The organism is Microbacterium pasadenense (genome assembly GCF_047246565.1).
Taxonomy (GTDB): Bacteria; Actinomycetota; Actinomycetes; order Actinomycetales; family Microbacteriaceae; genus Microbacterium.
On record NZ_JBFOKN010000001.1, the window covers coordinates 477,580 to 496,794 of the forward strand.

9 protein-coding genes are annotated in these 19,215 nt (G+C 70.5%); 7 read left to right on the plus strand and 2 right to left on the minus strand.

Going from position 1 to position 19,215, the window contains the following annotated elements:
- Positions 1–37: 37 nt before the first annotated feature.
- The 3 genes from AB3M83_RS02320 to recQ all read left to right on the plus strand — a co-directional run bounded on the left by AB3M83_RS02320 (position 38) and on the right by recQ (position 5,279).
- Positions 38–2,539: a DEAD/DEAH box helicase gene (locus tag AB3M83_RS02320; protein ID WP_412944793.1), complete on the plus strand. Its 2,502-nt coding sequence runs from the start codon at positions 38–40 to the stop codon at positions 2,537–2,539.
- Between the two features lie 45 nt (positions 2,540–2,584).
- Positions 2,585–3,121: a DUF1697 domain-containing protein gene (locus AB3M83_RS02325; RefSeq protein ID WP_412944794.1), complete on the plus strand. Its 537-nt coding sequence runs from the start codon at positions 2,585–2,587 to the stop codon at positions 3,119–3,121.
- A gap of 82 nt (positions 3,122–3,203) precedes the next feature.
- Entirely contained in the window at positions 3,204–5,279 is a 2,076-nt protein-coding gene (gene recQ, locus AB3M83_RS02330) for a DNA helicase RecQ (protein ID WP_412944795.1), read from the plus strand.
- Here recQ and AB3M83_RS02335 read toward each other — a convergent pair.
- Both AB3M83_RS02335 and AB3M83_RS02340 read right to left on the minus strand, forming a co-directional pair.
- Positions 5,240–6,502 (minus strand): endo-1,4-beta-xylanase, encoded by a 1,263-nt coding sequence (locus AB3M83_RS02335; RefSeq protein ID WP_412944796.1) that lies wholly within the window; start codon positions 6,500–6,502, stop codon positions 5,240–5,242. The genes recQ and AB3M83_RS02335 overlap by 40 nt on opposite strands.
- The gene (locus tag AB3M83_RS02340; protein ID WP_412944797.1) at positions 6,499–7,569 is read right to left on the minus strand and encodes a Gfo/Idh/MocA family protein; all 1,071 of its coding nucleotides are present in this window, start codon (positions 7,567–7,569) and stop codon (positions 6,499–6,501) included. The genes AB3M83_RS02335 and AB3M83_RS02340 overlap by 4 nt, the downstream gene beginning before the upstream one ends.
- Positions 7,570–7,854: 285 nt before the next feature.
- Between AB3M83_RS02340 and AB3M83_RS02345 the strand changes: the two genes are divergently transcribed.
- From AB3M83_RS02345 to AB3M83_RS02360, 4 genes are all read left to right on the plus strand, one after another.
- Positions 7,855–9,960 (plus strand): acyl-CoA dehydrogenase family protein, encoded by a 2,106-nt coding sequence (locus AB3M83_RS02345; protein ID WP_412944798.1) that lies wholly within the window; start codon positions 7,855–7,857, stop codon positions 9,958–9,960.
- Between the two features lie 29 nt (positions 9,961–9,989).
- Positions 9,990–10,562 carry a DNA-3-methyladenine glycosylase I gene (locus AB3M83_RS02350; RefSeq protein WP_412944799.1) on the plus strand — a complete coding sequence of 191 codons (573 nt, stop codon included), beginning with the start codon at positions 9,990–9,992 and terminating at the stop codon, positions 10,560–10,562.
- A 5-nt stretch (positions 10,563–10,567) separates the two neighbouring features.
- Positions 10,568–12,910, plus strand: a complete 2,343-nt coding sequence (locus AB3M83_RS02355; RefSeq protein WP_412944800.1) for an ATP-binding cassette domain-containing protein — start codon at positions 10,568–10,570, stop codon at positions 12,908–12,910.
- A 188-nt stretch (positions 12,911–13,098) separates the two neighbouring features.
- Entirely contained in the window at positions 13,099–19,191 is a 6,093-nt protein-coding gene (locus tag AB3M83_RS02360) for an Ig-like domain-containing protein (protein ID WP_412944801.1), read from the plus strand.
- Positions 19,192–19,215 lie beyond the last annotated feature (24 nt).

Here is a 19,215-nt window from a genome sequence, read left to right on the forward strand (position 1 = left end):
GCGGAGTCCCCGGTCGCCGATGAGGCAGACTCGGAGGATGACGTCGACGCTGCGGGACCGGATCCCGGCGGGGTCGACGCCGGATGCCGTCTACTCCGAGTTCCTCGACTGGACCACGTCGCGCGGGATCGAGCTGTACCCCGCCCAGGACGAGGCGATCATCGAGCTGGTGTCCGGTTCGCACGTCATCCTGGCGACGCCGACCGGCACCGGGAAGTCCCTCGTCGCGGTCGCGGCGCACGCGGCATCCCTCGCCCGCGGCGGACGCACCTACTACACCGCGCCCATCAAGGCGCTCGTAAGCGAGAAGTTCTTCGCGCTCGTCGACATCTTCGGCGCGGATGCCGTCGGCATGATCACCGGTGATTCCTCCGTCAACGCGGACGCCCCGATCATCTGCTGCACGGCGGAGATCCTCGCCAACACGGCGCTCCGGCTGGGGCCCGATGCGGTCGTCGACCAGGTCGTGATGGACGAGTTCCACTACTACGGCGACCCCGACCGCGGCTGGGCGTGGCAGGTGCCGCTGCTCACACTGCCGAACGCCCAGTTCCTGCTGATGTCGGCGACGCTCGGCGACGTGTCGGCGATCACCGCCGACCTCGAGCGCCGGACCGGGCGTCCCGTGTCCGTGGTCGCGGGGGCGGAGCGGCCCGTTCCGCTCGACTACTCCTACGCCCGGCGCCCGGTGCACGAGGTCCTCGAAGGGCTGCTCGAGACCGGACAGGCGCCGGTCTACATCGTGCACTTCTCGCAGGCGGCCGCCCTCGAGCGGGCGCAGGCGCTGTCGAGCGTGAAGATCGCGACGCGTGAGCAGCGCGACGCCATCGCCGAGGCGATCGGCGGCTTCCGCTTCACGACCGGGTTCGGCAAGACGCTCTCGCGGCTCGTCCGTGCCGGCATCGGCGTGCACCACGCCGGCATGCTGCCCCGCTATCGCCGGCTCGTCGAGACGCTCGCGCAGCGCGGACTGCTGCGGGTCATCTGCGGCACCGACACGCTCGGCGTGGGCATCAACGTCCCGATCCGCACCGTCCTCATCACGGCGCTGTCCAAGTACGACGGCACGAAGATGCGGCAGCTCTCCGCGCGCGAGTTCCACCAGATCGCCGGTCGAGCCGGGCGTGCCGGGTTCGACACGTCGGGCAGTGTCGTCGTGATGGCGCCGGAGTGGGAGATCGAGAACGCCGTCGCCCTCGCCAAGGCCGGCGATGACGCCGCGAAGCGCAAGAAGATCGTCCGCAAGAAGGCGCCGCAGGGCGTCGTGAACTGGGGCGAGGGGTCGTTCGAGCGTCTCGTCGCCGCGGAGCCCGAGCCGCTCACGCCGCAGCTGCAGCTGACCTCGGCGATGCTCATCAACGTGATCGGCCGGGGCGGCGATGTCTTCGGCAACGTCCGCTCGCTGGTGTTCGACAACCACGAGCCGCGCGCCCGCAGGTACGAGCTCGCCCGGCGCGCGCTCGCGCTCTTCCGCACGCTCGTCGCCGCCGAGATCGTGGTCGCCGACGACGCCGGCATCCATCTCACCGTCGACCTGCAGCCGAATTTCGCCCTCAACCAGCCGCTGTCGCCGTTCGCGCTCGCCGCGATCGGACTGCTGTCGCCCGAGGACGGCGAGACCGGGACGAGCCATTACGCGCTCGATGTCGTCAGCGTCATCGAGTCGACGCTCGACGACCCGCGGGCGATCCTGTCGCAGCAGGAGTACAAGGCGCGCGGCGAGGCGGTCGGCGCCATGAAGCGCGACGGCATCGAGTACGAGGAGCGGATGGAGCTCCTCGAGGAGATCACCTGGCCGAAGCCGCTCGCCGACCTGCTTGCGCAGGCATACGAGACGTTCGCCTCGAGCCAGCCCTGGGTGCGCGACTTCGAGCTGCGCCCGAAGTCAGTCGTGCGCGACATGTTCGAGCGCGCCATGTCGTTCGGCGAGTTCGTGTCGTTCTACCAGCTGGGTCGGAGCGAGGGCCTCGTGCTGCGGTACCTCTCGGACGCGTACCGCGCGATCCGGCAGACGGTCCCGGCCGAGGCGCGCACCGACGACCTGCTGGACCTCATCGAGTGGCTGGGCGAGCTGGTCCGGCAGGTCGATTCCAGTCTCGTCGACGAATGGCAGGCGCTCGTCAATCCGTCCGACGATCCGGAGGCGCCCGTCGTGCCCCCGGCGCCGCCGTCGATCCTCACGAACCGGCGCGCGTTCGTCGTGCTGGTGCGCAACGAGATGTTCCGCCGGGTGCGGCTCGCGGCCCTGCAGGACGACGACGCGCTCGTCGCGCTCGACGCGGGCGTCGACTGGCCCGAGGTCCTCGACCGCTACTACGACGATCACGACGAGATCCTCACCGGCGGGCCCGCACGGTCGCCGTCGCTGTGCGTGATCGACGAGTCCGACGCCGCCGCCGGCGTCTGGCGCGTGGAGCAGGTGATCGACGACCCGGCGGGCGACCACGATTGGCGCATCCGCGCGGAGGTGGACCTCGAGGCATCCGTCGAGGAGGGCACCGCGGTCGTCAGGGTGACGGAGGTCCTCCGTCTCGGCTAGCCTTCAGCGCATGCCCGGCGGCTCCGACGACGAACGGCCCCTCTGATGGGCGTGCACCTCGCGTTCCTGCGTGCGATCAACCTCGGACCGCGGCGCGTGTTCCCGAAGGACGACATCCGCCGCGTCGTGAGCGAGCTGGGCTTCGACGGGGTCGAGACGCACATCAACACGGGCAACGTCCGCTTCGACACCCGGCTGCGGTCGCGGGCGAAGATCGAGGGGCTCCTCGAGACCGCGTTCGCGCGAGACCGCGGATTCGAGGTGCCGGCGATCGTCTACGGTGCGGCGGAGTTCGCGGCCCTCGCCCGGGACACGGCGGCAATCGCGGACGAGAACCCGGGACTCGCGCGCCACTACGTCTATCTGCTCAAGGAACCGCTCGACGAGCAGCAGACCGCCCTGGTGGAGGCGCGCGCCGACGAGCGGGGACGGATGCTGGTGCGCGGGCGGGCCGCCCACGCGCTGCTGCAGCCGGGCTACCAGAACGGATCGGTCGATCCGCTGGCTGCGGCGTCGCTGCTGGGGGTCGGGACGAACCGGAACGCGAGCGTCGTGCGGGCCGTCGCCGCGAAGTGGTGCTGACGCGACCCGCACGGGCCGCCGGCATCCACAGCCGCGACACGCTCGGACCGGAGTGTCGGTCGCCGCGGCTATCGTGGAGCGGGTGACGAACGGCGGATGGCAGAGCGACCCCTACGCCGATCTCGCGTGGGATCCCGACGACCTCGTCCCGCCCGACGATTTCGATTCGCCGCCTCCGCCGGATCCCCGCTACGACGACTACGGCGCCGCCGTCGCGCGCGCCGCCCGGTCCGCGCCGACGGATGCCGGAACGCCCGAGGCGCCCCGCGCCGCCCCGCAGCGCGTCGCCCCGCAGCCCGCGGCTGCCCCGGCGGCCGTCCTGCAGCTCGAGCGGCGCGACCACGTCGGCGCCGATCCCGTCGCCGTGCTCACCGAGGTGTTCGGCTACGACGCCTTCCGGGGCGATCAGGCCGATATCGTCTCCCACGTCATCGCCGGCGGGGATGCCGTCGTGCTCATGCCCACCGGCGGTGGCAAGTCGATCACCTATCAGGTGCCCGCCCTCGTCCGTCCCGGCACCGGCCTCGTCATCTCCCCGCTCATCGCACTCATGCACGATCAGGTCGACGCACTGATCGCCAACGGCGTGCGCGCCGCCTTCCTGAACTCGACGCAGAGCCCGGCCGAACGCGCCGGCGTCGAGCAAGCGCTCCTCGCGGGCGAGCTCGATCTCATCTACGTCGCTCCCGAGCGGCTGTCCGTCGCCGCGACCACCGCGCTCCTGCAGCGCGCGCAGCTGAGCGTCATCGCCATCGACGAGGCCCACTGCGTGTCGCAGTGGGGTCACGACTTCCGCCCCGACTACCTCGCCCTCGGCGACCTCGCCGAGCGCTTCCCGGGCGTCCCGCGCATGGCGCTCACGGCCACCGCGACGCGCGCGACCCACACCGAGCTCACCGAGCGGCTGCACCTCGACGATGCGCGCCACTTCGTCGCGAGCTTCGACCGCCCGAACATCCAGTACCGCATCGAGCCCAAGGTCGACATGCGTCGCCAGCTCGTCCAGTTCGTGCGCACGCAGCCCGAGGGGTCCGCGGGCATCGTCTACGCGCTCAGTCGCAAGTCCGTCGAGCAGACCGCGGACTACCTGCGCACGCAGGGCGTCGACGCGCTGCCGTACCACGCCGGCCTCGACGCCGGCGTCCGCGCGCGCAACCAGTCCCGGTTCCTGCGCGAGGACGGTGTCGTGATGGTCGCGACCATCGCGTTCGGCATGGGCATCGACAAGCCCGACGTCCGCTTCGTCGCCCACATCGACCTGCCGAAGTCCGTCGAGGGCTACTACCAGGAGACCGGCCGCGCCGGCCGTGACGGCGAGCCCGCGGTCGCCTGGATGGCGTACGGCCTCGGTGACGTCGTCCAGCAGCGGCGCCTGATCGAACGATCGCCCGGCGACCGCACGTACAGGATGCGCATGGGCCAGCATCTCGACGCCATGCTCGGTCTCTGCGAGACGGTGTCATGCCGTCGGCAGAACCTGCTGAACTACTTCGGGCAGGCGTCCGACCCGTGCGGGAACTGCGACACCTGCCTCACCCAGCCCGACACCTGGGACGGGCTCGTCGCGTCGCAGAAGCTGCTCTCGACCATCGTCCGGCTGCAGCGCGAGCGGAACCAGGCGTTCGGCGCCGGTCACCTGATCGACATCCTCCGCGGCGGCTCGACCGACCGCATCCGTCAGCAGGGGCACGACAAGCTCTCCACCTACGGGATCGGCGCCGACCTGTCGGAGCAGGACTGGCGCTCCGTCATCCGGCAGCTCCTCGCCCGCGGCGTGCTCGCCGCCCAGGGCGAGTACGGGGTGCTCGCCGTCGGCGACGCCGGCGCGGCCGTCCTGCGCGGCGAGGAGCCGGTTCCGCTCCGGCGGGATGTCCTCGGCCGTGCGGGCGCAGGATCGACCCGCGCGAAGCGGCAGCCGAGCGCGGATGCCGTCCCCGAAGGCGACCGCGACCTCTTCGAGGCGCTCCGCACGTGGCGGGCCGAGCAGGCGCGAGAGCAGGGTGTGCCGGCCTACATCGTGTTCGGGGATGCCACGCTGCGCGCCCTCGCCGAGCACCGGCCCACCTCGGTCGCCGCGCTCGAGGGGATCACCGGCATCGGCGTCAAGAAGCGCGAAGCTTACGGCGAGGCCGTGATCTCGGTCATCGTCGGCGCCTGAGCGCCGAGCTCCACCTCGACCTCGGTCGGTCCCGTCGTCAGCCGGTAGGTCCCCGCGAAGCCGGTGATCTCGACGACGCCGTCGTCATCGGCGACGTGGGGCGTCGCCCCGAGCCACCACTCCTCGCGGACGAGCGCCCGCAGCGCCTCGTACCCCGGCTTGCGTGAGCCGTCCGCCCGGACCAGCCCGGCCGGCGCGCCCAGCCAGGCGCCGTGGTCGGTGATGCCCCAATAGGTGAGGGACTCGGTCGCGGGATGACCGACGACCGTTCGGTAGTGACGGACGAGCTCGTCGGCCTGCCGCGCCTCCCCGTCCGGCGTGGAGGGCCAGCTGTCGACGACGTAGTCGTTGAGGTCGACGATCTCCGGCGGCATGAGGTCGCCAGACAGCAGCGTCGTCTCGGTCAGCTGCAACGGCAGGTCGAAGCGGGCGAACCGCTCGAGGATCGACCACACGTGGTCCTCCCCCCGATACCCCTGGTGCATATGCGTCTGCAGGCCGAGCGCGTCGATCTGCACGCCGGCGTCTAGGCACTCGGCGATGAGCCGCTCGTAGTCCGGCGACAGGTCGAAGTCGTTGAGCACCAGTCTCGCGTCGGGGTTCGCCTCCCGCGCGACCTCGAAAGCCAGCGCGACCATCCAGGCCCGGCCCTTGCGCTGTGCGAGGCGCGTCACGGCGTTGTCCTCCGCGGTGAACACGGGCAGGATGACGGCTTCGTTGATAGCATCCCACAGGTCGACGACGCCCGCGAAGTCCGTGACCAGCGTGGTGATCCGGTCGCGAATGGCTTCTTCCACCTGTGCGTCGTCCAGCTCGAGCAGCCACGTCGGCGCGAGGGTGTGCCACAGCAGCGGATGCCCCTTCACCGTGACGCCGTGGGCCTGGAACCACTCGGCGGTCCGGCGGAGCCGGTCGCGGTCCGTCCGGCCGCGGACGGGTTCGTAGCCCCGCCAGTAGAACGGCAGCGTCGCCGTGTTGAACAGCTCCAGCCAGTCCTCGGCCAGCTGGTCCGGGTTCGGGGGCAGCGCGCCGCCGAAGAACTCGATGTCCCGCGAGCCCGCGACTCCCGGTGCATTGCCGATCCACTCGACGAAGTCGAAGCCGATGTTGCCGAAGCCGAAAGCATGTGCCGTCTGCTCGACCGTGACACGGTGTCCGCGCAGCGGACTGCCGGAGGCGTCGACGAGCCGGACTCGCCCGGTCCGCATGCGATCGGCGCTCATGCCCAGGCCTCCCGCGCGACGCGCACGTCGGCTCCGGTCCGCGCGGACTGCTCCATCGCGAGGCCGAGCAGGTGGTCCTGGCACGCGTCCGCCAGCGGGTACGGGGCAGGCCCTTCCTCGCGGGCCCATCGACCGGTGAGCTCGAGAAGCGACGCGACCGCGATGTCGTCCTCCGACAGCCGGGTGCCCACCCACGGGTTCCGGTAGACGATGCGCCCCTCGAACGCCGCCGTGACGACGTCGTTCCCCTCCAGGTTGAGGTCGATCCCGGTCCGCCGGTAGGTGATCGGCGAAGTGAGGACGTCGGACCCGGCCATGCGGCGCACCGTGTCGTCGGCGACCTCGCCGTGGGTGCCGCGGACGACCACGCGCCGCGAGAGCAGGGGGTTCCACCACTGGTTGTCGACGAAGTCGTACAGCCCCATCCGGCCGTCGCCGAAGTCGAGCGTGCCGATGAGGGTCGTCCGGTCCTTCGGTGAGAGATCCTCGGACCAGCCGCGCGGCGACAGCGGGTCGACGAGCGGGGCGGTGAACGAGCGCGCCGACACGGTCGCCTCGGCCATCCCGGCGTCGAGGAAGGATCGGATCATCGACGTCGCGTGATACAGGTGCGTCGACGCGACCTGCACCGCCGTCGGTGTCCCGATCGCGCCGGAGCGGATCACCTCGAGGCGGGCCGCGTGTCCCGGCATGAGCATGTACTGCTCGGCGACCTGCACCAGCCCGGACGATCCGACGGCGCCCCACAGTGAGCGCAGGCCGTCGGCGTCCGGGGCGGGCGGGGTCTCCGCCAGCACCCGGATGCCGCGCTCGACGAGCTCCGTCACGACGCCCGGCATGGCGGGCCACGTCACCGACGCGATGACGAAGTCGGGACGCATCGCGAGCAGCTCGTCGATGGTTCGGACGACGCGCACCCCCCACTCGGCGACCCGCGCCGCGGAGTCGTCGGAGCGCGCGAGAACGGCGACGGCCTCCAGCCGATCCGGGGCGGCCGCGGCCATCCGGAGATGGAACTCCGACCGCCAGCCGGTGCCGATGATCGCGAAACGGACGGGATCTGCCACAGTGCCGACTCCTTTTGTTGCCTTCGGCGCGAAATCCGGCGCCTCGACGATCCTGCGGTCCGGCGTGCACCGAGTCAAGCCCGGAGACAGGTCAGGCCGGGAACGCGCGCACGCGTTCGCGAGACTGCACCCGACCTCCGACAGTGCGCCCGGTGTAGGCCCGGCACAACGGCGGCGGGCGACGGCGCTCGGCGAGGTTGTCACCATCGCACAAGGGAGTTGGTCCCGTGTTAGAGGACTCCTACCGTGAAGGGCACACTTCCCCGCTTCCCGGAAAGGCCCGTGATGACTGACACTGTCGCCCGCCCGAAGACCCCCGCCACCGATCGGCGCACCCCCGCCGGCGGCGCGCCGACCGCGGCCCACACACCCGCCGAAGCCCACGAGGCCCGCATCGACGTCGACGCCGTCGGCAGCATGCTGCTCGGCACCTGGGCCGACACCCGCCGCGAGGCGCGCGAGATGATCAAGGATCCGGCGTTCTGGCGGATCGACGGCCAGTCGGTCGCCGATCACCGGGAGCGGGTCATGGGGCAGGTGCGCCTGCTCGCGCAGAACGGCGTCTCGAAGCGCGCGCTGCCCACCCAGTACGGCGGCCAGAACGACAACGGCTCGAACCTCGCCGGCTTCGAGGAGCTCGTCCTCGCCGACCCGAGCATGCAGATCAAGTCGGGGGTGCAGTGGGGACTGTTCGGCTCGGCGGTGCAGCAGCTGGGCACGAAGCACCACCACGACCTGTGGCTGGAGGACATCGCCGAGGCGAAGCTGCCCGGTGCCTTCGCCATGACCGAGATCGGCCACGGCTCGGACGTCGCCGCCATCGGCACGACCGCGACGTATGACGCCGAGACAGAGGAGTTCGTCGTCAACACCCCGTTCCGCGCGGCGTGGAAGGACTACCTCGGCAATGCCGCCGTGCACGGCCAGGCGGCGACCGTCTTCGCGCAGCTCATCACGAACGGCGTGAACCACGGCGTGCACTGCTTCTTCGTGCCGATCCGCACCGCCGACGGCGAGCTGCTGCCCGGAGTGCAGAGTGAGGACGACGGCGTGAAGGGCGGCCTCAACGGCATCGACAACGGCCGGCTCGCCTTCGACGCCGTCCGCATCCCGCGCACCAACCTGCTCAACCGCTACGGCGACGTCGCCGCCGACGGCACCTACTCCAGCCCCATCGAGAGCACCGGGCGCCGGTTCTTCACGATGCTGGGAGCACTCGTGCAGGGTCGCGTGTCGCTGGACGGTGCAGCGACGGTGGCCTCGTCGCTGGCGCTGACCATCGCGATCACCTACGCCAACGAGCGCCGCCAGTTCGACTCGGGCGCCGGCACCGACGAGGTCGTCCTGCTCGACTACGGCAAGCACCAGCGCCGTCTGCTCCCGCGCCTGGCGCAGACCTACGCCCAGTTCTTCTCGCACGACGAGCTGCTCCGTAAGTTCGACGGCGTCTTCGGCGGCACCTCGGACACGCCGGAGGAGCGCGAGGACCTCGAGACCCTCGCCGCCGCGCTCAAGCCGCTGTCGACCTGGAACGCCCTCGACACCATCCAGGAGGCACGCGAAGCGTGCGGCGGGTCGGGCTTCATGGCGGAGAACCGTCTCGTCGGGCTGCGCTCCGACCTCGACATCTACGTCACGTTCGAGGGCGACAACAACGTCCTGCTGCAGCTGGTCGGCAAGCGCCTGCTGGGTGACTTCGCCACCCAGTTCAAAGGCGCGGATGCGGCGACGCTCGCCCGGTTCGCCGTCGGGCAGACGGCGGGCAAGGTGTTCCACGGGGCGGGCCTGCGCAGTCTCGGCCAGACCGTGGCCGACTTCGGCTCCACGGCCCGCTCGGTGGAGCTGGGGCTGCGCGCCGAGCAGCAGCACGAGCTGCTGGCCGGACGCGTGGAGCAGATGGTCTCGGACGTCGCGGGGGCGCTGCGCCCGGCATCCAAGCTCTCCCGAGAGGACGCCGCTGCCCTCTTCAACGAGCACCAGGCCGAGCTGATCGAGGCGGCACGCGCACACGGCGAGCTCCTGCAGTGGGAGGCCTTCTCGGACGCCGTCAAGAGCATCGACGACGCCGGCTCGCGGCAGGTGCTGACCTGGCTCCGTGATCTGTTCGGCCTGCACCTGATCGAGAAGCACCTCGCCTGGCACCTCATCCACGGGCGACTGTCGACGCAGCGCGCGGCCGCCGTCTCGAAGTACATCGACCGGCTCTGCGGCCGGCTGCGTCCGCACGCGCAGGACCTCGTCGACGCGTTCGGACTCGAGCCCGAGCACGTCCGCGCCCCCATCGCGTCGGGTGTCGAGCGTCGTCGTCAGGACGAGGCGCGGGCGTACTACGCCGATCTCGACGCGCGCGGCGCGGCGCCGGTGTCGGAGAAGTCGCTCAAGGGGAGGTGACGGTCGGGGCCCGTCGGTAGCCTGGCTCCGTGGATCTGCGAGTCGGCCCCGACGGCCTCACCCGGTGCGCCTGGGTCGGCGACGACCCCGAGTACCGCCGGTATCACGACGAGGAGTGGGGCCGGCCGCTGCACGGCGACCGGCCGCTCTTCGAGAAGATGAGCCTCGAGGGCTTCCAGGCCGGCCTCTCGTGGATCACGATCCTGCGCAAGCGTCCGCGGTTCCGCGAGGTGTTCGCCGGTTTCGAGCCGCAGGCCGTGGCCGCCTTCGACGACGCCGACATCGAGCGGCTCATGACGGATGCCGGCATCATCCGCAACCGCGCGAAGATCCTGGCGACGATCGGCAACGCCCGCCTGGTTACCGCGATGGCGCCCGGCGAGCTCGACGCGTTCATGTGGTCGTACGCTCCCGCCCCGGGTCGGCGCCCGGCGAGCCTCGCCGAGGTGCCCGCGACGACCGCGGCATCCGATGCGCTCTCGACGGCGCTCCGGAAGGCGGGCTTCCGCTTCGTGGGGTCGACGACGATGTACGCGCTGATGCAGTCGACCGGGATGGTCGACGATCACGTGGCGGGATGTCACCGGTCGGGAGCAGACTGAGCGCCATGGCCAGCCACGTCGCAGACTCCCATGACGTCATCCGAGTGATCGGCGCGCGCGAGAACAACCTGAAGGACATCCACGTCGAGATCCCGAAGCGCCGGCTCACCGTCTTCACCGGCGTGAGCGGGTCGGGCAAGTCGTCGCTCGTGTTCGGCACGATCGCGACGGAATCGCAGCGGCTCATCAACGAGACCTATCCGACGTTCGTGCAGCAGTTCATGGGACAGCTGAACCGCCCCGAGGTCGACGGTCTCGAGAACGTCAGTCCCGCGATCATCGTCGACCAGGAGCGCATGGGCGCCAACGCCCGCTCGACGGTGGGCACGGCCACGGACGTGCATGCGATGCTGCGCGTGCTGTTCAGCCGCCTCGGGCAGCCGCACGTCGGGTCGCCGCAGGCGTTCTCGTTCAATGTGCCGTCGGTGTCCGGGTCGGGAGCCGTGACCCTGAAGGTCGGCGACAAGCAGGGCACGAGGGAGCACCGCACCTTCGAGATCACCGGCGGCATGTGCCCGAGGTGCGAGGGACTGGGCCAGGTGACCGACGTCGACCTCGACGAGCTCTTCGACCGGTCGAAGTCCCTGAACGAGGGCGCGATCACCATCCCGGGTTACAACGTCGACGGCTGGATGGTGCGCGGCATCAGCGAATCGGGACTCGTGGACGCCGACAAGCCGATCGCGGACTACACCGACCAGGAGCTCGCCGACTTCCTGTACAAGGAGCCGACGAAGGTCAAGATCTCGGGCATCAACATGACCTACGAGGGCCTGGTGCCGAAGATCACGAAGTCGATGCTGCAGAAGGACCGTGACGCGCTGCAGCCCCACATCCGCTCCTTCGTCGACCGCGCGGTCAAGTTCCTCGCCTGTCCGGCCTGCGGAGGGACCCGTCTCAACGACGGCGCGCGGTCGTCGAAGATCAACGGGGTGAGCATCGCCGATGCCGCCGCGATGCAGATCACCGATCTCGCCGCCTGGCTCGACACCGTCGACCGGACCGCGGTGGGCCCCCTCCTCGGAGGTCTGCAGAAGACGATCGGGTCCTTCATCGACATCGGTCTCGGCTACCTGTCGCTGGATCGGGCATCCGGCACGCTCTCGGGCGGCGAGGCGCAGCGCACCAAGATGATCCGCCACCTCGGGTCGGCGCTCACCGATGTCACGTACGTCTTCGACGAACCCACGGCGGGTCTCCACCCGCACGACATCCAGCGGATGAACGAGCTGCTGCAGCTGCTGCGCGACAAGGGCAACACGGTCCTCGTCGTGGAGCACAAGCCCGAGGTCATCGCGATCGCGGACCACGTCGTCGACCTCGGCCCCCGCGCCGGCGCGCACGGCGGCGAGATCATGTTCGAGGGCGACGTCGCCGGGCTGCGGGCGTCCGAGACGCTCACCGGCCGCCACCTCGACCACCGTGCCCGGCTGAAGGGCGCGACGCGCGTCCCGACGGGCGCTCTCGAGATCCGCGGGGCGGCGCAGCACAACCTCGTCGGCGTCGACGTCGACATCCCGCTGGGCGTCCTCACCGTGGTGACCGGGGTGGCGGGTTCGGGCAAGTCCTCACTGATCCACGGCAACGTGCCGGCGTTCGACGATGTGGTCGTGGTGGACCAGTCCGCCATCAAGGGATCACGCCGGTCGAGCCCCGCCACGTACACCGGCGTGCTGGACGCGATCAGGACCGCGTTCGCGAAGGCGAACGGCGTGAAGGCGTCGCTGTTCAGCGCCAACTCGGAGGGCGCCTGCCTCGCGTGCAAGGGGCTCGGCGTCATCATCACCAACCTCGGCTTCACGCAGAGCGTCGAGACGCGGTGCGAGGTGTGCGAGGGCTCCGGGTTCAGCGACGCGGTCCTCGAGTACACGCTCGAGGGCAAGAACATCGCCGAGGTCCTCGCGATGTCGGCCGAGGAGGCGCACGGCTTCACGACCGGTCCCGCGAAGGCGACACTGGGGCGCATGATCGACGTCGGGCTGGGGTACATCACCCTCGGGCAGGCGCTCAACACCCTCTCGGGCGGCGAGCGGCAGCGCCTGAAGCTGGCGATCGCGATGGCGAAGAAGGGGGCGATCTACGTCCTCGACGAGCCGACGACAGGGCTCCACCTCGCGGACGTCGACAATCTGCTCGCGCTGCTGGACCGGCTGGTGGATGCGGGGAACTCGGTGATCGTCATCGAACACCATCAGGCGGTCATGGCCCACGCCGACTGGATCGTCGATCTCGGCCCGGGAGCGGGCAACGACGGCGGGCGGATCGTGTTCGAGGGGACGCCGGCAGAGCTGGTGGCGCAGCAGCCGACCCTCACCGGCGAGTACCTCGCACGCTACGTCGCCTCCTGAAACCCCGGACGGCCGGGGCTTCTGCGTGAAAGCGAACCATACATGGGGAGTTCTCCCCACGTCACGCGCTCGAACCGCCCCGGTCTCTCGCTTAGGCTGACCACGATCAGATTCATCTGTGAGCGCCTGATCCAGCAATCAGGTCCCGACGCCACGCACAATGCACGCCCCGGGGGAGGCCGAGCTTCATGAAGTCGTTCGCGTGGCTTCGTGCGCGCCCACGCACGCTCGCATCGGTCGGGGCGGTGACGGTCGCCGCCGTCACCATCGGCGTTCTCGCCGCCACCTATGAGGGCGAACCGACGACCGAGGTGGATCTCAACGACGGCGGTGTGTGGCTGACCAAGCAGTCGAGCCTGCTCGTGGGTCACTTCAACAACGAGTCGCGGCTGCTCGACGGCGGCCTCCGCACGCTGTCGGCCGAGTACGACATCGCCCAGGCGGGCAACCGCATCCTCGTGACGGACCAGACCGAGGCCACCGTCACCGCCATCGACCCCGCCCGCGTAGCGCTGTCCGACAGCGCCGACCTCGGTCCCGGGGCGCGCGTCGTCCTGGGCGGACCGACGGTATCGGCCGTTGACGAGACGGGCGCCCTGCGCGTCGCCGCCTTCACGTCCATCGGCGCGATCGGCGCCGAAGCGGGCGACCCGCTCGCCGAACTCGGCAAGGGCGCCGTCACCACGGTGAGCACCTCCGGCACCGCGTACGCGGCATCCCCCGAGGAAGGCATGCTCTACGCCTACGGCGTGGGTCCGGATGCCGCCTTCGTGCAGACCGGCGAACGAGAACTGGAGGGCGTCGAGAAGGACCACACGCTCTCGATGACGGCCGTGGGCGACATCAGCGTCGTCCTCGACCACGACACGTCGATGCTCTACACGAGCGACGGCGTGCAGACCGAGGTCCCCGCCGACGCCGTGCTGCAGCAGCCCTCGAACGCGACGGACGCGATCACCCTCGCGACCCCGACGGAGCTGATGCGCATCCCGCTCGACGGCGGTGAGCCCGTCGTCGTCGACTCCGGCGCCGAGGGCGCCCCGGCCCAGCCGGTGTACGTCGCCGGATGCGCCTACGGCGCCTGGTCGGGGTCGGGCGTGTTCGTCCGCGACTGCGGTGACCAGAAGCCGTTCGTCGAGACGGTCGAGGGGATCGACCCGTCCAGCGACCTCCGCTTCCGGGTCAACCGCGACGTCGTCGTGCTGAACGACGTCTTCGGCGGCGCCGCCTGGATGGCCAGCGACGCCCTGCAGCAGGTCGACAACTGGGAGGACCTCACGCCTCCCGAGGGCGAAGGCGAAGAGGAGGAGGAGACGACCGAGGAGACCATCCAGACGACCCTCCCCGAGCGCACCGACAAGAACACCGAGCCGATCGCGAAGAACGACCGCTACGGCGTCCGGCCGGGTCGCACGACGGTCCTCCCCGTCATCGAGAACGACCTCGACGCCGACGGCGACGTGCTCGTCGCATCCGTCGAGAACGAGCCGTCCTTCGGCGAGATCACGCCGATCTACAACGGCACAGCCCTTCAGATCAAGCTCGATGAGGATGCCGCGGGCACGACCTCCTTCACGTACCAGATCGACGACGGACGCGGGGGCACGGACGAGGCGCGCGTCGACCTGACCGTCAGCCCGCTAGATGCGAACTCGCCTCCCGTGCAGAAGCGGACCACCGCGATCACCGTCGAGAACGGCGGTGTCGTGTCGTACAACGTCCTGACCGACTGGATCGACCCGGACGGCGACGACATCTTCCTGCAGGAGGTCACTCCCGACGGCGGCGACGAAGCCGAGTTCACGTCGGACGGCCAGATCACGTATCGCGCCATCGGCGGCGTGCAGGGCCGCAAGGACGTGCCGATCGCGGTCTCCGACGGCACCGAGCGCGGCGCCGGCATCGCACGCTACGACATCCGGCCCCTCGGCACGACGCTCCCGGTGACGAACGCCGACCACGTCGTGACGCGGGTCGATCGCCCCGTCACGGTGCGACCGCTCGCCAACGACACCAGCACGGGCAGCGAGCTGCTCCGCCTCACCCGCGTCGAGGACGTCGAGGGCGGCCGGATCACACGCGACTATCCCGACAAGTCGTTCACCTTCGAATCGGGCACGGTCGGCACCTCCTACGTGACCTACCTCGCCTCGGCAGGCGCGAACTCCGCGCCCGGCATCGTGCGCGTCGACGTCCTGCCCGACGAGGACGAGGACGTCGTGCCCATCGCGGTGCGGGACGTCGCGCTCCTGCCCGCCGGTGGGGATGTGCTGGTCAACGTCCTCGGCAACGACACGGACCCCGCCGGCGGCATCCTCGTCGTCCAGTCCGTGACGGCCGAGAACGGCAGCGGCGTCGCTGCGGCGGTGCTCGGGCACGAGACCATCCGCGTCAGCGACCAGGGCTCACTCGACCAGCAGGTGCGTCTGACCTACACCATCTCCAACGGGGCGAAGTCGGCCCAGGGCGAGGTGATCGTCATCCCGGTGCCGGCCGCGGAGAAGCTCCGACCGCCGATCGCCGTCGAAGACGAGGCGGTCGTCCGCGTGGGCGACATCGTCACGATCCCCGTGATGAAGAACGACTACCACCCCAACGGCGACGAGATCTCCATCTCGCCCGAGCTCGTTCCGCCGCTGGTCGACGACGAGGACGGCGACCTGTTCGTCTCGGAGAACACGCTGCGCTTCCGGGCGGGCGACGAGGCCAAGACCGTCAACGCGACCTACGAGGTGGTCGACTCCACCGGCCAGCGCGATGCCGCGTACGTGACGATCCGCATCCTGCCGCGCAACGACGACGCGAACGCGGCGCCCCGCCCGCGCGACGTCACCGTCCGCACCCTGAGCGGTTCCAAGGTCACCGTCCCCATCGCCCTCGACGGGATCGACGCGGACGGCGACTCCGTCGAGCTCGCGGGCATCGCGTCCGCCCCGCGCAAGGGCCGGGTGACCTCGGTGGGGGTCGACTCCTTCGTCTACGAGGCGTTCGCGGATGCCGTGGGCGTCGACCGCTTCGACTACCGCGTGCGCGACAATCTCGGCAAGGAGGCGACGGCACGCGTCGAGGTGGGGATCGCGCCCCCGGAGTCGACGAACCAGGCGCCCTACGCGGTCCGCGACACCGTCACCGTCCGGCCCGGTCGTCAGGTCGCGGTGGACGTCCTGCAGAACGACTCCGATCCCGACGGCGACGGATTCGGCTTCGCCGAGAACGCCGTCGAGGTCCCCGACGTGGCCGGGCTGGACGCCGAGGTGTCGGGTGAGCAGCTGCTGATCACGGCGCCCGATGAGGCGATGCAGACGAGCGTGCTCTACACGATCGCTGATTCCCGCGGCCTCGAGGCGACGACCGCCGTCCAGGTGACCGTCGATCCCGACGTGCCGCTGATGCGGCCCATCGCCCGCGACGATCGCGTCCTCGCGGAGGACATCGCCGAGGACGGGACGGTCACCGTCGACGTCCTCGCCAACGACGATGACCCCGACGGCACGCGGGCGGCGCTCGAGGTCACCCTCGGGGCCGGCGCCGGCGACGCACGGGTCCTCGCGGACGGGTCCGTCCGGCTGACCGTGGGGGAGGAGCGCCAGCTCATCACGTACGCCGTGCGCGACCAGGACGATCAGGTCGCCGCGGCCTTCGTCCACGTGCCGGCACTCGGCGACGTGCCCCCGAGTCTGCTCTCGACCACGCCGGTCGAGGTCCCCAGCGGCGAGACCATCGAACTGCCGCTGTCCGACTATGTGCAGGCGTCCGGCGGACGCGACGTGGTCGTGACCGAGGCCGCGAAGGTGGTTGCCGCCCACAGCAACGGCGCCAACCTCGTCAAGGACCAGCGGACGCTCGTGTACACCTCCGCCGACCGGTACTTCGGCGCGGACGCCCTCACCTTCGAGGTCACCGACGGCACGGGGCCGGACGATCCGAAGGGGCGCAAGGCCACGCTGACGATCCCGATCACGGTCCTGCCGCCGGAGAACCAGCAGCCCGAGATGACCGGAGCGTCGATGACCGTCGCACCGGGGGAGGATGCCGCGGTGCTCGGCCTCCGTGAGCTCGCCACCGACCCCGACCCCGGCGATCAGGAGAGGCTCCAGTTCTCGCTCGGCTCCGACGCGCCCTCCGGCATCGACGCGTCCGTGTCCGACGGGCAGCTCCGCGTGGGTGCGGACGCGAACGTCGAGAAGGGCACGCGCTTCACGCTGAGCGTGAGCGTCACCGACGGCGAGACCGAGCCCGTGGAGGCGTCGATCGCCGTCACGGTGACGGCGTCCACGCGTGAGCTCCCCTCGGTCAACGACGATGTCGTCGAACAGGCGGATCAGGGCGAGTCGATCTCGGTGAACGTGCTCCGAAACGACGTGAACCCGTTCCCCGACACCCCCCTCACGATCGTCGGCACACAGGTGGAGACCGGCGAGGTGACGTCGCTGTCCGCGGACGGCGACAGCGTGAGCCTGGCGACGCCCGGCGACTTCGTCGGCACCGTCGTGGTGCGCTACACCGTCCAGGACAAGACCGAGGACGCCGACCGCCGCGTGGACGGCCGCGTCCGCGTCGTCGTGCAGGGGCGTCCGGATGCCCCGGGCAAGCCCACCGTCACGGCGGTGGAGAGCCGGACCGTGGTGCTCAGCTGGACGCCGCCGGTGGACAACGGACGGCCCATCACCGGCTACACGGTCCGCTCCGACGCCGGCGGCTACAGTCGCGAGTGCGCGTCGACGACCTGCACCCTCGACGGGCTGACGAACAACGTGGAGTACAACTTCTCCGTCACGGCCACCAACAGCGTGGGCGAGTCGGACCGGTCGGTGTCGTCCGAGACGGCGCGCCCCGACGTGCGTCCCGATCAGCCGAACCCGCCCACGCTCGAGTTCGGCGACCGCAGCCTCGAGGTCGCGTGGACGACGCCTCGCACGGAGGGGTCCCCGGTCGAGAGCTTCACTCTCGAGATCTCGCCGGCGCCGCCGTCCGGCGTCGTGCAGCGGACCGGGTTGACCGGCAACTCCACGACCTGGGACGGCCTGCAGAACGGCACGGAGTACCAGGTCCGCGTCCGCGCCCACAACCGCGCGCCCGAACCCTCGGACTTCTCGGCGTGGTCGGCGGGCATGATCCCGGCGGCGCCTCCGGCGGCCCCCGGCGCCCCGACCGTCGCCCGATTGGACCCCGTCGGCAACCAGGCGCAGATGCGGGTGAGCTGGAACGCACCCGCGGAGAACGGCGACGCCATCGCCGGATACGAGCTCAACGTCATCCGCGGCGGCAGCACGGTCAGGACCGTCTCCGTCCCGGCCGGTCAGACCAGCCAGGCAGTCACCGTCGACACCTCGCAGTCCGACTACACGTACTCGGTGCGCGCGACGAACAAGGCGGGCTGGGGAGAGACCAGCCCGCAGTCCGCCCCCCGCCGCGCCTTCACGCCGCCGGGTGCGCCGACGGCCGTGGCGGCTCGCGAAGGCAACAACAGGATCGATGTCAACTGGAGCCCGGGCGCCTCGAACGGCGCGAACGCGGGCGAGATCCGCTACCAGTACAACGTCAACGGCACCGGGTGGCGGGCGGACTGGGTCGCGGGCGGCTCGTCGAGCAGCGGCACCATCGGCAACGGGGTCGTCAACAACAACGGCGCCTACAGCGTCCAGATCAGGGCGGTCGCGACCGCCGACGGCACCACGTACGAGGGCGCCGCGTCCGGGGCATCCAACCAGGTCCGTCCGTACGGGCCCATCGGCAACCCCAGTGCCAAGGCGACCGCCAACGGCCGGACGATCACGATGGAATGGTCCTCGCCGGCACGCAACGGCCGGGATATCAAGACCGAGATCCGCACCGGCGACGGGCGCGGCTGGCGGACTGTGGCCGCGTCGGGACGCGAGTCCTACGACCTCGGCTACAGCACGACCCGCGAGCTGAATGTCCGGACGACGGCGGCAGGGCAGACCACGACCGCCAATGACAGCGCCACCACGGTCGCCGAGCCGCCGCCGCCGCAGCCGAAGGCATGGGTGACCCGCGGAGCGAGGGTTCCCGACTCCTGCAACAACGGGTGTTACCGGTTCGTCCTCAACACCGAGAACTTCCCCGCCGGAAACTACAACGTCATGTGCAAGTACAGCGGCGGCAACGTGAGCGGGACGGCATGGTCGTACAACGTGCCCGCCAATGGCCAGGTCGTCCTCCAATGCTTCCTCGGTGCGGACGGCTACGACGTGTGGGTCGACATCCAGGGCTGGGGCGGCGCCGTCGACACCGAGAAGCGCTGGTGGCCCCGTGGCTGATCCTTCCGAGACGCGGACGAACTT

Bases quoted from the DNA above. Each gene is read 5' to 3' on its own strand.
- AB3M83_RS02325 (WP_412944794.1), top strand. From the start codon at position 2,585: ATGGGCGTGCACCTCGCGTTCCTGCGTGCGATCAACCTCGGACCGCGG.
- AB3M83_RS02345 (WP_412944798.1), top strand. From the start codon at position 7,855: ATGACTGACACTGTCGCCCGCCCGAAGACCCCCGCCACCGATCGGCGC.
- AB3M83_RS02320 (WP_412944793.1), top strand. From the start codon at position 38: ATGACGTCGACGCTGCGGGACCGGATCCCGGCGGGGTCGACGCCGGAT.
- AB3M83_RS02335 (WP_412944796.1), bottom strand. From the start codon at position 6,502: ATGAGCGCCGATCGCATGCGGACCGGGCGAGTCCGGCTCGTCGACGCC.
- AB3M83_RS02360 (WP_412944801.1), top strand. From the start codon at position 13,099: ATGAAGTCGTTCGCGTGGCTTCGTGCGCGCCCACGCACGCTCGCATCG.
- AB3M83_RS02355 (WP_412944800.1), top strand. From the start codon at position 10,568: ATGGCCAGCCACGTCGCAGACTCCCATGACGTCATCCGAGTGATCGGC.